Source organism: Burkholderia glumae LMG 2196 = ATCC 33617 (genome assembly GCF_000960995.1).
In the GTDB taxonomy this organism is placed as follows: domain Bacteria; phylum Pseudomonadota; class Gammaproteobacteria; order Burkholderiales; family Burkholderiaceae; genus Burkholderia; species Burkholderia glumae.
Window position 1 is genome coordinate 2,165,764 of record NZ_CP009434.1, and the last position, 12,701, is coordinate 2,178,464.

At 69.7% G+C, this 12,701-nt stretch carries 12 protein-coding genes; all 12 read right to left on the reverse strand.

What is annotated here, in order from left to right:
* Window positions 1–134: 134 nt before the first annotated feature.
* The 12 genes from KS03_RS09910 to KS03_RS32735 all read right to left on the reverse strand — a co-directional run bounded on the left by KS03_RS09910 (window position 135) and on the right by KS03_RS32735 (window position 12,529).
* Entirely contained in the window at window positions 135–1,325 is a 1,191-nt protein-coding gene (locus KS03_RS09910; RefSeq protein WP_012733655.1) for an O-succinylhomoserine sulfhydrylase, read from the reverse strand.
* 246 nt (window positions 1,326–1,571) lie between these two features.
* Window positions 1,572–3,104: an amidophosphoribosyltransferase gene (purF, locus tag KS03_RS09915; protein ID WP_017425014.1), complete on the reverse strand. Its 1,533-nt coding sequence runs from the start codon at window positions 3,102–3,104 to the stop codon at window positions 1,572–1,574.
* Window positions 3,105–3,150: 46 nt separating this feature from the next.
* Window positions 3,151–3,645, reverse strand: a complete 495-nt coding sequence (locus tag KS03_RS09920) for a CvpA family protein (protein ID WP_012733653.1) — start codon at window positions 3,643–3,645, stop codon at window positions 3,151–3,153.
* A 6-nt stretch (window positions 3,646–3,651) separates the two neighbouring features.
* Window positions 3,652–4,500, reverse strand: a complete 849-nt coding sequence (locus KS03_RS09925; protein WP_012733652.1) for an SPOR domain-containing protein — start codon at window positions 4,498–4,500, stop codon at window positions 3,652–3,654.
* A 23-nt stretch (window positions 4,501–4,523) separates the two neighbouring features.
* Window positions 4,524–5,834 carry a bifunctional tetrahydrofolate synthase/dihydrofolate synthase gene (gene folC / locus KS03_RS09930; RefSeq protein WP_017433356.1) on the reverse strand — a complete coding sequence of 437 codons (1,311 nt, stop codon included), beginning with the start codon at window positions 5,832–5,834 and terminating at the stop codon, window positions 4,524–4,526.
* A gap of 113 nt (window positions 5,835–5,947) precedes the next feature.
* Window positions 5,948–6,820, reverse strand: a complete 873-nt coding sequence (gene accD, locus KS03_RS09935; RefSeq protein ID WP_012733650.1) for an acetyl-CoA carboxylase, carboxyltransferase subunit beta — start codon at window positions 6,818–6,820, stop codon at window positions 5,948–5,950.
* 95 nt (window positions 6,821–6,915) lie between these two features.
* Window positions 6,916–7,728: a tryptophan synthase subunit alpha gene (trpA, locus tag KS03_RS09940; RefSeq protein WP_012733649.1), complete on the reverse strand. Its 813-nt coding sequence runs from the start codon at window positions 7,726–7,728 to the stop codon at window positions 6,916–6,918.
* Between the two features lie 60 nt (window positions 7,729–7,788).
* Window positions 7,789–8,637 (reverse strand): DNA-methyltransferase, encoded by an 849-nt coding sequence (locus KS03_RS09945; RefSeq protein ID WP_012733648.1) that lies wholly within the window; start codon window positions 8,635–8,637, stop codon window positions 7,789–7,791.
* Window positions 8,638–8,644: 7 nt separating this feature from the next.
* A complete protein-coding gene (gene trpB, locus KS03_RS09950; RefSeq protein WP_012733647.1) occupies window positions 8,645–9,838 on the reverse strand; it encodes a tryptophan synthase subunit beta in 1,194 nt (397 codons plus the stop codon).
* A 56-nt stretch (window positions 9,839–9,894) separates the two neighbouring features.
* On the reverse strand, window positions 9,895–10,584 hold the full coding sequence (locus tag KS03_RS09955; protein ID WP_012733646.1) for a phosphoribosylanthranilate isomerase: 690 nt from the start codon (window positions 10,582–10,584) through the stop codon (window positions 9,895–9,897).
* A gap of 44 nt (window positions 10,585–10,628) precedes the next feature.
* On the reverse strand, window positions 10,629–11,459 hold the full coding sequence (gene truA, locus KS03_RS09960; RefSeq protein ID WP_012733645.1) for a tRNA pseudouridine(38-40) synthase TruA: 831 nt from the start codon (window positions 11,457–11,459) through the stop codon (window positions 10,629–10,631).
* Window positions 11,459–12,529 (reverse strand): FimV C-terminal domain-containing protein, encoded by a 1,071-nt coding sequence (locus KS03_RS32735; RefSeq protein ID WP_232252165.1) that lies wholly within the window; start codon window positions 12,527–12,529, stop codon window positions 11,459–11,461. The genes truA and KS03_RS32735 overlap by 1 nt, the downstream gene beginning before the upstream one ends.
* Between the last annotated feature and the right edge of the window lie 172 nt (window positions 12,530–12,701).

Below are 12,701 nucleotides of genomic sequence, written 5' to 3' on the forward strand. Positions count from 1 at the left end.
CGGACGAAAGCGGCAGCTACGCGGCCGCCCGGCAGTATCTGGCGGCGCGCCGAGCGGCACGCCGCGCCGCGTCCCGGTCGGACGCCACACCGGCCCGGCGGCGCACCAGACCGGCGCCGGGCCCGACCCGCGCGTCAGCCCGCCAGCCCGCGCGCGAGATCGTCGCGGATGTCGCCGGCGTTCTCCAGCCCCACCGCGAGCCGGATCAGCCCTTCGCTGATGCCCGCCGCGGCGCGCGCCTCGGGCGTGATGCGCGAGTGCGTGGTGGTGGCCGGATGCGTGATCGTGGTGCGCGTGTCGCCGAGGTTCGCGGTGATCGACACGATCTTGGTGCTGTCGATCACGCGCCACGCATTCGCGCGCTGCGCCTCCGGCGTGTCGCCCTTCAGCTCGAACGACACCACCGCGCCGCCCGCCTTCTGCTGGCGCCTGGCGATCTGGTACTGCGGATGCGATTCGAGCCCGGGATAGAACACGCGCTTGACGGCCGGATGGCTGTCGAGCCAGCGCGCGATCTCCAGCGCGTTGGCCGACTGCTTCTCGACGCGCAGCGACAGCGTTTCCATGCCCTTGAGCAGCACCCACGCGTTGAAGGCCGACAGCGTGGGCCCCGCGCTGCGCACGAACGGGAACACCTTGCCGGTGATGAACGCCTTCGAGCCCACCAGCGCGCCGCCCAGCACGCGGCCCTGGCCGTCGAGAAACTTGGTGGCCGAGTGCATCACCACGTCGGCGCCGAGCTTGAGCGGCTGCTGAAGCGCCGGGCTGCAGAAGCAGTTGTCGACCACGAACAGCGCATTGGCGGCCTTCGCGACCTTCGAGATGGCCTCGATGTCGGCCAGCTCGGTGAGCGGGTTCGACGGCGTCTCGAGGAAGAACATCTTCGTCTCGGGACGCACCGCGGCGCGCCACGCCTCCAGGTCGGTGGGATCGACGAAGGTGGTGGTGATGCCGAACTTGCTGAAGATCTGCGAGAACATGCCGAGCGTCGAGCCGAACAGGCTGCGCGAGCTGACCAGATGGTCGCCCGACTGCAGCGCCGCCATCACCACCGACATGATGGCCGCCATCCCCGAGGCGGTCGCGATGCAGGCCTCGCCGCCCTCCAGCGCCGCGAGCCGGTCCTGGAACATCGTGACGGTCGGGTTCGTGAAGCGCGAATACGTGTAGTTGTCCTCGGAATTCGCGAAGCGCTCGGCGGCATCGGCGGCGCTCGTGAAGCAGAAGCTCGAGGTCAGGAAGATCGCTTCCGAGTGCTCGTTGTATTCGCTGCGCAGCGTGCCCGAGCGAATCGCGAGCGTGTCGAAATTGAAAGAGTCGTCCATGTCTGGTTCATCCGGTTTCATTCGGGCGCGCCGCGCCGCGGGCGCGCCACGCCAGGCCGCGAGGGCCAACGAAAAAGCCCGCGATGCGTCGGCATCGGCGGGCTTCAGGTGCGGCAGCTTTCGACTCGGGCCGGCATTCGGGCCGGCCTTCGCTTTAGCTGTTTCGGGTGACTGCCCCGCGTCCGCAAGCTGAGATCAAATCGACGCAGCGCCCATCCTAACATGTGTCACGACGGGCGCGGCGTTTCATTCGACCGACAGTTGCAGGTTCATCTGCGAGCGGCCCGACTCGCCGTTCTGGTCGCGATCGAGCTGCGAGGCCGGCGCGAGGCGCGCGCGCTCGAGCGAATCGAGGTATTCGGGCGTGACGTGGCCGGTGATGTAGCGGCCGTCGAAGCACGAGGCCTCGAAGTCCTGGAGCGCCGGGTTGATGTCGCGCACCGCGCGGCGCAGATCGTCCACATCCTGGTAGATCAGGTAATCGGCGCCGATCATCTTCGCCACTTCCTCGTCGGTGCGGCCGTGCGCGACGAGCTCGTTGCGGGTCGGCATGTCGATCCCGTAGACGTTGGGGAACTTCACGGGCGGCGCGGCCGAGGCGAAGATCACCGACTTCGCGCCGGCATCGCGCGCCATCTGCACGATCTCGTGCGAGGTCGTGCCGCGCACGATCGAGTCGTCGACGATCAGCACGTGCTTGTCCTTGAACTCGATGCTCATCGCGTTGAGCTTCTGGCGCACCGACTTCTTGCGCACCGCCTGGCCCGGCATGATGAAGGTGCGGCCCACGTAGCGGTTCTTGAAGAAGCCCTCGCGATACTCGACGCCGAGCTTGGCGGCCACCTGCATCGCGGCCGGCCGCGACGAATCGGGGATCGGCATCACCACGTCGATCGGCACGTCCTTGAGCTCGCGCTTGATCTTCTCGGCGAGGTAGTCGCCCATGCGCAGGCGCACGTTGTAGACGGGCACGCCGTCGAGGCACGAATCGGGACGCGCGAGGTAGACCCACTCGAACATGCACGGGTTCAGGCTCGGGTTCTCGGCGCACTGCTGGGTGTAGAAACTGCCGTCGAGCGTGACGAACACCGCCTCGCCCGGCTCGACGTCGCGCACGAACTCGAAGCCGATGCCCTCCACGGCCACCGATTCCGAGGCGACCATCCATTCCGTGCCCTGCTCGGTCTCGAGCTTGCCGATGCAAAGCGGGCGGATGCCGAACGGGTCGCGGAACGCGAGCATGCCGTAGCCGGCGATCTGCGAGACGATCGCATACGAACCCTGCGCGCGGCGATGCACGCCCGCCACCGCCTTGAACACCGCGGCCGGATCGAGCTCGAGGCCGGTGGTGGCCAGTTGCAGCTCGTGTGCGAACACGTTCAGTAGCACTTCGCTGTCGGAGTTCGTGTTGATGTGGCGCCGGTCGATGCGGAACATCTCGTCCTTGAGCTGCTCCATGTTCGTCAGGTTGCCGTTGTGGGCGAGCACGACGCCGAACGGCGCGTTGACGTAGAACGGCTGCGCCTCGGCCTCGCTCGACGCCGAACCCGCCGTCGGATAGCGGACCTGGCCGATCCCCGAGGTACCCGGCAGGCTGCGCATGTTGCGCGTGCGGAACACGTCTCGCACCATGCCGTTGGCCTTGTACATGTGGAAGTTGCTGCCGTCCGCCGTCACGATGCCCGCCGCGTCCTGACCGCGATGCTGCAGCAGCAGCAGGCTGTCATAAATGAGCTGGTTGACCGGCGAATGAGAGATAAAGCCTACGATGCCGCACATGGCATGGGTCCTTCAAGGATACAAAAACGGTTTGGCCGCCGCGTACTCAGATGTGGATGTACGCAGCCAGCCCGTCGGGCAAGAACGGCTTCAGTTCGCGCACGCCTTGCTCGGCGAAGGGACGCAACAACGCGTTGCGCCAGAAATCCTGTTTCGGCAGCTCGGTCAGCCCCGCCGCCGCCACCAGCAGCAACACCATCAGCACCCCGCGCACCAGGCCGAACAGCAAGCCGAGCGAGCGGTCCACGCCGCCCAGCCCCGTCACCTGCGCGAGCCTCGACAGCAGCGCGTTGGCCACGCCCGCCACCAGCACCACGCCGATCACGATCACGCCGAACGCGATCATCCACTGGGTCAGCGCGCCGCCCGGCCAGGTGGACGGGATGAAGGGCAGCACCACGCCGACATAGCGGCACGCGACGATGAACGCCGCGACCCAGCCGATCAGCCCGAAGATCTCCGACACGAAGCCGCGCCACGCACCGCGCAGCGCCGACAGGGCGATCACCGCCAGCACGGCGTAGTCGAACGCGGTCAGCATCGGCGCTTACTGGGTCAGGCCCGCATCGCGCACCTTCGCGATGGCGGCCGACGCGGCCGCGCGATCGGCGAACGGGCCGGCACGGAGCAGTGTAGCCGTGCTGCCATCCGCCTGCTTGCGATGCTCGACATATGCAGGTACGCCCGCCGCTTTCAATTTGTCCGCCCAGGCGCGCGCGGTTGCGTCGTCCTTGAACGAGCCGAGCTGCACCGCGAAGCGCGCGCCGGGCGGCGACGCCGGCGACGCGCCGCCCTGCCCGGCGGCGGCCGGTGCGGGCGACGGCTTCGACTGGGCGACGGACGGCTTCGGCGTGGCGGGCTTCGGCGTGGCGGGCGGTACGGCAGGTTTCGCGGCGGCGGCCGGCGGCGACGGCGTCCGCGGCGCCTGCGCAGCCGACGGGCCGGCAGTGCCGGGAGGGTTCGAGCCCGAGGCGGGCGCCGCTTCGGCGTCCGCCTCGGCCGCGCCGGACGCGGGCGGTGCGTCGTGCGCGACGCCGGCCTGCGTGTCGATGGCCTCGTCGTCGCGCGCGGGCGCAGCGTGCGTCGGGCGGTTCGGGATGTCGATCGCGATGTCGTCGGTGACGGGCTTCGGGTGCGAGTCGAGCACCATCGGCAGCACGATCACGGCGGCCACCACCAGCGCGATCGCGCCGACCAGGCGGCGGCGCGCACGTTGCTTCTCGGGGAGGGTCGGGTCGAGCAGCAGCGCGTCCGCGTCGGGGCGCTCGGCCCGGCGCGTGCGCCGCTCGGCACGCTCACCGCGACTGGCCCGGGAGTCGGGGCGAGACCCGGACCGTGACCCGCGCCGGGGCGGCGCGTCGTCGTCTTTCTTCTTGCCGAACGAGAAGATTCCCATGTATGGCTGATCCGGACTGCCCGTCAGTGTTGCTGCGATTTACGATAGGCCATCACGCCGGCTACCGTATAAAAGCTACCAAAGACCACCATTCTATCATTCTCCGAGGCCCGCTTCAGCGTATCTCGAAATGCCTCGGCAGGCGACGCGTAGCGCGTCACGCTGCTGTCGGGGCCGTCCTCGACGCCGGCCTCGCGCAAGGCGGCCTCGAGCGTCTCGGCCGAAGCGGCGCGCGGCAGCGGCAGATCGGTCACGCACCAGTGATCGATCTCGCCCTTCAGCTGCCGCAGCACGCCCGCGATGTCCTTGTCGCGCATCGCGCCGAACACCGCGTAAGTGTACGGAAAGAAGCCCATGTTGCCGAGATTTTGCGCGAGCACCGCCGACGCGTGCGGGTTGTGCGCGACATCGAGCACGATCGCGGGCTTGCCGGGCAGCACCTGGAAGCGCCCGGGCAGCTCGACGTTGGCAAGGCCGAGCCGGATGTCCTGGGCCGACACCGGCAGCCGGGCGCGCAGCGATTCGAGCGCGGCCAGCGCGGCCGACGCGTTGATCAGCTGGTTCGCGCCGCGCAGCGCCGGATAGGCGAGCGCCGGATAGCGCTTGTCGCGGCCCAGGTAGCTCCACTGCTGGCGCTCGTTGCCGGGCTGCGTCTCGTAGCGGAAGTCGCGTCCGACCAGCCAGAGGTCCGCGCCGATCGCGTTCGCGTGATCGATCAGCGTCTGCGGCGGCGCGGGATCGCCGCACACGGCCGGCTTGCCGGGGCGGAAGATGCCGGCCTTCTCGAAGCCGATCTGCTCGCGCGTGTCGCCGAGGTATTCGGTGTGGTCGATGTCGATGCTGGTGACGACCGCGCAGTCGGCGTCGAGCATGTTCATCGCGTCGAGCCGCCCGCCCAGCCCCACCTCGAGGATCACCGCGTCGAGTTGGCTGGCCGCGAACAGGCGCAGGATCACCAGCGTCGTGAATTCGAAATAGGTCAGCGTGACCGGCTCGGCCAGGCTCAGGCGGGCCGCCTCCACCGCCTCGAAATGCGGCAGCAGCGCCGCGTCGTCGACGTTCGCGCCGCCGATCCGCGCGCGCTCGTTGAACGCCAGCAGGTGCGGCGAGGTATGGCAGCCGACGCGATAGCCAGCCTTCAGCAGGATCGTCTCGAGCAACGCGCAGGTCGAGCCCTTGCCGTTGGTGCCGCCCACCGTGATGACCGGGCAGGCGAACTCGAGCCCGAGCGCCTCCTTGACCTTGGTGACGCGGGCGAGGCCCATGTCGATGCCGACCGGATGCGCGGTTTCGAGGTGCGAAAGCCAGGCATCGAGAGTGGGAAATGTGCTCATCTGTACCACTGCGAAGCGGCAGGCCCGCGCACGGGCCTGCCCGGAAAAACGAAAACGCGCCGCCCGGCCGGGCCGGACGACGCGTCGGCGGATGCCGCGCGGCGCGCGCCGCGCTAGGCGAGCGCGTCGGCCGGCTGGCGCTGCAGCAGCGCGAGCAGTTGCGCGATCTCGTCGCGCATCTTTCGGCGATCGACGATCATGTCGATCGCGCCCGATTTCAGCAGGAACTCGGAGCGCTGGAAGCCTTCCGGCAGCTTCTCGCGCACCGTCTGCTCGATCACGCGCGGGCCGGCGAAGCCGATCAGCGCCTTCGGCTCGGCGATCACCACGTCGCCGAGGAACGCGAAGCTGGCCGACACGCCGCCCATGGTCGGATCGGTCAGCACCGAGATGAACGGCAGCTTGGCCTCGGACAGCCTGGTCAGCATCGCCGTGGTCTTGGCCATCTGCATCAGCGAGAGCAGGCTTTCCTGCATCCGCGCGCCGCCCGAGGCGGTCACGCAGATGAACGGCACGTGCTGTTCGAGCGCGTTCTGGGCGCCGCGCGCGAAGCGCTCGCCCACCACCGAGCCCATCGAGCCGCCCATGAACGAGAACTCGAAGCAGGCGGCCACCACCGGCAGCGTGCGGATCGCGCCGCCCATCACCACCATCGCGTCGGTCTCGCCGGTATCCTCCATCGCCTCCTTCAGGCGATCGGGATACTTGCGGCTGTCCTTGAACTTCAGCGTGTCCACCGGCACGATTTCCTGGCCGATCTCGTAGCGGCCTTCCGCGTCGAGCAGCGCGTCGAGGCGCTCGCGCGCGCCGATCCGCATGTGGTGGTCGCACTTCGGGCAGACGTGCAGGTTCGCCTCGACATCGGAGCGATACAGCACGGCCTCGCACGACGGGCACTTGACCCACAGCCCCTCGGGGATGCCCTTGCGGCTCTTCGGGTCGGTCTGCTTGATCTTCGGCGGCAACAGCTTGTCGAGCCAGCTCATCGTTTGGTTTCCTTCTTCATGGCGGGCCGGTGGCGGCCCGCGTTCGGTGTTTCTGGACGGTGCGCGTGCGGGGCAGCGACGGCAACCGGCGGCCGTCAGGCCGCCTTCGCCTCGCCGTCGAGCGCGGCGCGGATGCCGGCGACGAACGCCTGCAGCGCGCCTGCGGCCGCCTCCGGCGCCGACTCCTCGAGCAGTTGCACGAGGCGGCTGCCGATCACCACGGCATCGGCAACCTCGGCCACGGCGCGCGCGGTGGCGGCGTCGCGGATCCCGAAGCCGACGCCGACCGGAACCGGCACGCGCGACTTGATGGCCGGGATTTTACCCGCAATGCTGGAAACATCCAGATTTCCGGCGCCGGTCACCCCCTTCAGCGACACATAATAAACATATCCGCTCGCGATCCGGCCCACTTCGGCCATCCGTTGCTCGGTCGAGGTCGGCGCGAGCAGGAAAATCGGGTCGACCCCGGCGGCCCGCATCGTGGCGGCGAACCCGGCCGCCTCCTCGGGCGGATAGTCCACCACCAGCACGCCGTCGACGCCGGCCGCGCTGGCCGCGGCGGCGAAGGCCTCGGTGCCCATCCGCTCGATCGGGTTGGCATAGCCCATCAGCACCACGGGGGTGCGGTCGTCGCGCTCGCGAAAGCGCCTGACGTCGTCGAGCACGTGCCGCAGCGTGACGCCGCGCGCCAGCGCGCGCTCGGAGGAGCGCTGGATCACCGGGCCGTCGGCCATCGGGTCCGAGAACGGCACGCCGAGCTCGATCACGTCGGCGCCGCCCGCCGCGAGCGCATGCATGAAATCGACGGTCTTCGCCGGGTCCGGGTCGCCCGCCGTGATGAACGGGATCAGCCCTTTACGGCCCTGGGCGGCCAGTGCTGCGAAGGTATTCTGGATTCGGGACATGGTGTGGCTTTCCTTGATTCGATGACGATGGGCGGCGCTCAGGCGGGCATCCGGCCCGCCTCACGCATCCGCCGGCGCGGCGAGCGCGGCCACGCGTTCGCGCGCGATCGCGCAATAACTTTCGTTGATCTCGTAGCCGACGAAGCCGCGCCCGTGCCGGGCACACGCCACGGCGGTGGTGCCGCTGCCCATGAACGGGTCCAGCACCACGCCGCCCGGCGGGCAGCTCGACAGTACCATCCGCTCGACGAGTTCGAGCGGCTTCTGGGTCGGATGGTCGACGCGCTCCGCGTGCTGGCGGTGCAGCCGCGAAATCGACCAGACGTCCTTCGGGTTGTAGCCCAGTTCGAGCCACTTGCTGCCTTCGAACAATTTGCGCGAACGGGCCTTCTTCGTTTCGGCGTCGTAGGGAATGCGGACCGGATCGAGGTCGAAGTAATAGCTCTTCGATACCGCGAAAAACCCGATGTTGTCGTGGACCGACGTGTAGCGCCGCGTGGTGCCGCCCATGCTCGGCACGCGCCGGTCCCAGATGATCTCGTTGACCATCGTGAGGCGCGTCTTCAGGAAGCTGAAGATCTCGGGCGCGTATTGCCAGGTGCAGAACACGTACAGCGAACCGCTCGCCTTGAGCTTCGGAATCGCCAGCTCGAGCCACTGGCGGGTCCATGCCAGATGGGCGTCGCCCTGCAGCTTGTCCGAGTCGTTGCCGTAGTCCTTGCCGAGCCCATAAGGAGGATCGGCGACGATCAGGTCGATCGAGGCGTCCGGCAGGCTCGCCGCATCGGTCAGGAAATCGCGGTGGCGCAGGTCGATGTCGCCGGGCAGCGCGCGCGCGCGCGCCGCGTCCGGAGCCGCGCCGGTCTCGCGCGCCGCAGCGCCGGCGGACTCTTCGATCAGGTCGCGCATCCGGGCGTCAGAGCGTGATGCCGCCGCGCTCGGCGACGGTATGCATGTCCTTGTCGCCGCGGCCCGACAGGTTGACGAGCAGGATCTTGTCCTTCGGCAGGCTCGGGGCGAGCTTCGCGCCGTAGGCGATCGCATGGCTCGACTCGAGGGCCGGGATGATGCCCTCGATCCGGCAGCACTCGTGGAACGCCTTCAGCGCCTCCTCGTCGGTGATCGGCACGTACTGCGCGCGGCCGCTGTCCTTGAGCCAGGCGTGTTCGGGGCCGACGCCCGGATAGTCGAGGCCCGCCGAGACCGAATGCGTCTCGATGATCTGGCCGTCGGCATCCTGCAGCAGATAGGTGCGGTTGCCGTGCAGCACGCCGGGGCTGCCGCCCGTCAGCGAGGCCGCGTGGCGCCCCGTGTCGAGGCCGTCGCCGGCCGCCTCGACGCCGATCAGCTGCACGTCGGTGTCGTCGATGTACGGATAGAAGATCCCCATCGCGTTCGAGCCGCCGCCGACGCAGGCGATCACCGCGTCGGGCTGGCGCCCCGCCAGCTCGGGCATCTGCACCTTGCACTCGTCGCCGATCACGCGCTGGAAGTCGCGCACCAGCATCGGATAGGGGTGCGGGCCGGCCACCGTGCCGATGATGTAGAAGGTCGACTCGATGTGGGTGACCCAGTCGCGCATCGCCTCGTTGAGCGCGTCCTTCAGCGTGCGCGAACCCGACTCCACCGGCACCACGGTCGCGCCGAGCAGCTTCATGCGGTAGACGTTGGCCGCCTGACGGCGCACGTCCTCGGCACCCATGTAGACCACGCACTCCATGCCGAAGCGCGCGCAGATGGTGGCCGTGGCCACGCCGTGCTGGCCGGCGCCCGTCTCGGCGATCACGCGCCGCTTGCCCATCCGGCGCGCGAGCAGCGCCTGGCCGATCACGTTGTTGATCTTGTGGGCGCCGGTGTGGTTCAGGTCCTCGCGCTTCAGGTAGAGCTGCGCGCCGCCGAGCATCTCGCTCCAGCGCTGCGCGTGATAGATCGGCGAAGGGCGGCCGACGAAGTGCTTCAGCTCGCGCTGGTATTCGGCGACGAATTCGGGATCGTCGCGAAAACGCTCGTAGGCGCCGCGCAGTTCGTCGAGCGCGTGGATCAGCGTTTCGGCGACGAACACGCCGCCATAGGGGCCGAAATGGCCGTGCTCATCAGGAAAGTTGTACATGCCGTGACTCTCGATTGGACGGCGCGGCCCGGAGGGGGGTCGCGCCGGCTTGTGGCTCACCGGGCGTCCGCGTCGCGCACCGCGCTCACGAACGCCGTCATCCGGGCGTGATCCTTCACGCCCTTCTCGCCCGCTACCTCGATGCCACTGGAGACATCGACCGCGTAGGGGCGGACCTGGCGAATCGCCTCACCGACGTTTCGAGCGTTCAAGCCACCACTCAAAACGGCCCGATGCACGAGCTCTGCGGGAATAAGTGACCAATCGAAGACCTTGCCGCTGCCGCCGTAGTCCGGCACGTGTGTGTCGAACAACCAGCCGGCGGCTGTCGAATAGTGAAGTGCCGATTCTACCAAATCGGCGCGCCGCGTCGAGTCGCCCACGCGCAACGCGCGCAGCCAGGGCAGGCGCGCCGCGCGCGCGAGCGTCAGGCAGTGCTCGGGCGTCTCGTCGCCGTGGAACTGCAGCGTGGTGAGCGGCACCGCGTCGAGCACGCGCGCGAGCTCGTCGGCGCTCGCGTTGACGAACAGGCCGACCGCCGAGACGAACGGCGGCAGCCGGCGCGCGAGCTCGGCCGCCTGCTGCGGCGTGACCGCGCGCGGGCTCTTGGGGTAGAACACGAAACCGACCGCGTCGACACCGAGCGCGACCGCGTGCTCGACGTCGGCGGGACGGGACAGCCCGCACAGCTTGATGCGGGTGCGAAGGCGCGGCGCGGCGCCGGGGGAAGTCAGAGTATCGCTCATCGTCAACAAGGGATCGGCTCGGGGCGCGGGCGTGGCCGCCCGCATCAGGGGTTCGCTGGCGGGGCCGGCGGCGCGTCGAGGTCGGCCCAGACCGTGCTCCACGGCACGCTGCCGAGCTGCGCGGGCGGCACGGCAAAGCTGTCAGGATAGCCGACATGGGCCAGATAGAGGCCGTCGGGCGCGAAGGTCGGCGCGGCCCGGTCGCGATTGCGCGCGGCCAGCACCTCGTCGAGCCAGTCGGCCGGATAGCGGCCGCGCCCCACCGCGATCAGGCAGCCCATCAGGTTGCGCACCATGTGATGCAGGAACGCGTTGGCGCGAAAACGGAAATGGATGAAGCTGCCCGACGGCCGGATGTCGATCTGGTACAGATGCTTGACGGGCGTCTTCGACTGGCACTCGGAGGAGCGGAACGACGAGAAATCGTGTTCGCCGATCAGATGCGCCGCGGCGGCGCGCATCGCCTCCACGTCGAGCGGCGTGTGCACCCAGCCCGCGCGCGCGGCCAGCATCGGCGAGCGCACCGGATGCACGTAGAGCGCGTAGTAGTAGGTGCGCTCGAACGCGGCGAAGCGGGCATGGAACGCCTCGGGCATCGGCTTGGCCCACTGCACCGCGACGCTCGGCGGCAGGAACGCATTGGTGCCGCGCACCCAGGAGAATGCGGTGCGGTCGAGTTCGGTGTCGAAATGGACCACCTGGCCGAGCCCGTGGACGCCGGTGTCGGTGCGCCCCGCCACGACGGTCTGCAGCGGCACCCGCGCGAACGCCTTCAGGGCCCGCTCCAGCGTGTCCTGCACGGTGTTGCCGTGCGGCTGCGACTGCCAGCCGTGGAACGCCGCGCCGTCGTACTGGATGCCGAGCGCGATGCGCATCACGTCGCGTCGGCGAGTTTCGCGAGCAGCGTGCGCGCGGCGTCGCGGGTGCCGGCGCGGCCCGCGTCGATCACCTCGTTCAGCAGCATGCGGGCGCCGTGCAGGTCGCCGAGTTCGACGTATTCGGCCGCCAGTTCGAGCTTGTTCTGCGCGATCCGGTCGAGCGCGTCGTCGGTGGGCGGCGGCGGCGTCGCGCTCGGGCCGACCGGCAGATCGAGGTCGAAGTCGAGATTGAGTGCGCCGAACTGCGCGCCGCCGAGCGCGCCGAAGCCCGCGGCGGAACGGTTTTCGGGGAGCGACCCGGCGGGAGGCGGATCGGCCGGTTCGTCATCGTCCCATTGTTCCGGCCCCGAAACCGTTGCCGGGGGCTCGCCGTGCTCGCCGTGCTCGCTGGCCTGCTGACCGGATGGCGTTGCCGGTGCGTCGCCGGCCGGCGTTTGCGGGGTGTCGGCGGGCAGACCGTTAGTTGCTTTTTGCGCTGCAAAATCAAGCGGTGACGGCAGGCCTGGCTCCGGCTCCGGCTCGCCGACGCGCGGCGGCAAGGGCATGTCGAGGCTGTCGAGCGCGGACACCGCGTCGGCCGGGAATTCGTGCGCGTCGGCCGCGGCGGTCTGGCTCGATTCGCTCGCGTCCGTCGCGCTCGCGGGCAGGACGGGCGGCGCCCCCGCGGTGTCCTCGCGCTGCGCGGGAGGCTCCCCGCTTTCGGGTTGAACGGGCGGCGGCACGGCGGCGCCCGGCGGCTCGTCTTCGGGTAGGCTCGGCGCGGGCGGCACGGCTCGCGCCTCGGGTTCGGCCGGCGCCACGGGCTGATCCGGCTCAGCCGGTGCGAGCGGCCCGGCAGCGGGCGACGCCAGCGGCTCGGTCAGCATCGGCGGCTCGGCCGTTTTCGGCGGCTCGGCGGTCTTGGCAACGGCCGGTTCGGCGTGTTCGGCGTGTTCGGCGTGTTCGGCGTGTTCGGCGTGTTCGGCCGGTTCGGCCGGTTCGGCGTGTTCGATCGCGGGCGGCAGCGGCTCGGTCATGGCCGTGGCTCGCGGGACGGGTTCGGGTTCCGGCTCGCGCGGCGTCGGCATCACGGCCGGCGGTTCGATCGGCTCGGCCTCGCCGGCCGGCTCCGCTTCGCGCGAAGCCGCATCGGCAGCCGCGACAGCCGCCGCAGCGCCGGCCGCGGCGGGCACCACGTCATCGGCGGCGGGCGCCGGCGGCGCGCCGCCTTCGCCCGCCGGGGCTTGCGGAGCCGGAGCC

Bases quoted from the DNA above. Each gene is read 5' to 3' on its own strand.
- KS03_RS32735 (WP_232252165.1), bottom strand. From the start codon at position 12,529: ATGCCGACGCCGCGCGAGCCGGAACCCGAACCCGTCCCGCGAGCCACG.
- KS03_RS09925 (WP_012733652.1), bottom strand. From the start codon at position 4,500: ATGGGAATCTTCTCGTTCGGCAAGAAGAAAGACGACGACGCGCCGCCC.
- trpB (WP_012733647.1), bottom strand. From the start codon at position 9,838: ATGTACAACTTTCCTGATGAGCACGGCCATTTCGGCCCCTATGGCGGC.
- truA (WP_012733645.1), bottom strand. From the start codon at position 11,459: ATGCGCATCGCGCTCGGCATCCAGTACGACGGCGCGGCGTTCCACGGC.
- KS03_RS09910 (WP_012733655.1), bottom strand. From the start codon at position 1,325: ATGGACGACTCTTTCAATTTCGACACGCTCGCGATTCGCTCGGGCACG.
- KS03_RS09945 (WP_012733648.1), bottom strand. From the start codon at position 8,637: ATGCGCGACCTGATCGAAGAGTCCGCCGGCGCTGCGGCGCGCGAGACC.
- KS03_RS09920 (WP_012733653.1), bottom strand. From the start codon at position 3,645: ATGCTGACCGCGTTCGACTACGCCGTGCTGGCGGTGATCGCCCTGTCG.
- purF (WP_017425014.1), bottom strand. From the start codon at position 3,104: ATGTGCGGCATCGTAGGCTTTATCTCTCATTCGCCGGTCAACCAGCTC.
- folC (WP_017433356.1), bottom strand. From the start codon at position 5,834: ATGAGCACATTTCCCACTCTCGATGCCTGGCTTTCGCACCTCGAAACC.
- trpA (WP_012733649.1), bottom strand. From the start codon at position 7,728: ATGTCCCGAATCCAGAATACCTTCGCAGCACTGGCCGCCCAGGGCCGT.
- KS03_RS09955 (WP_012733646.1), bottom strand. From the start codon at position 10,584: ATGAGCGATACTCTGACTTCCCCCGGCGCCGCGCCGCGCCTTCGCACC.
- accD (WP_012733650.1), bottom strand. From the start codon at position 6,820: ATGAGCTGGCTCGACAAGCTGTTGCCGCCGAAGATCAAGCAGACCGAC.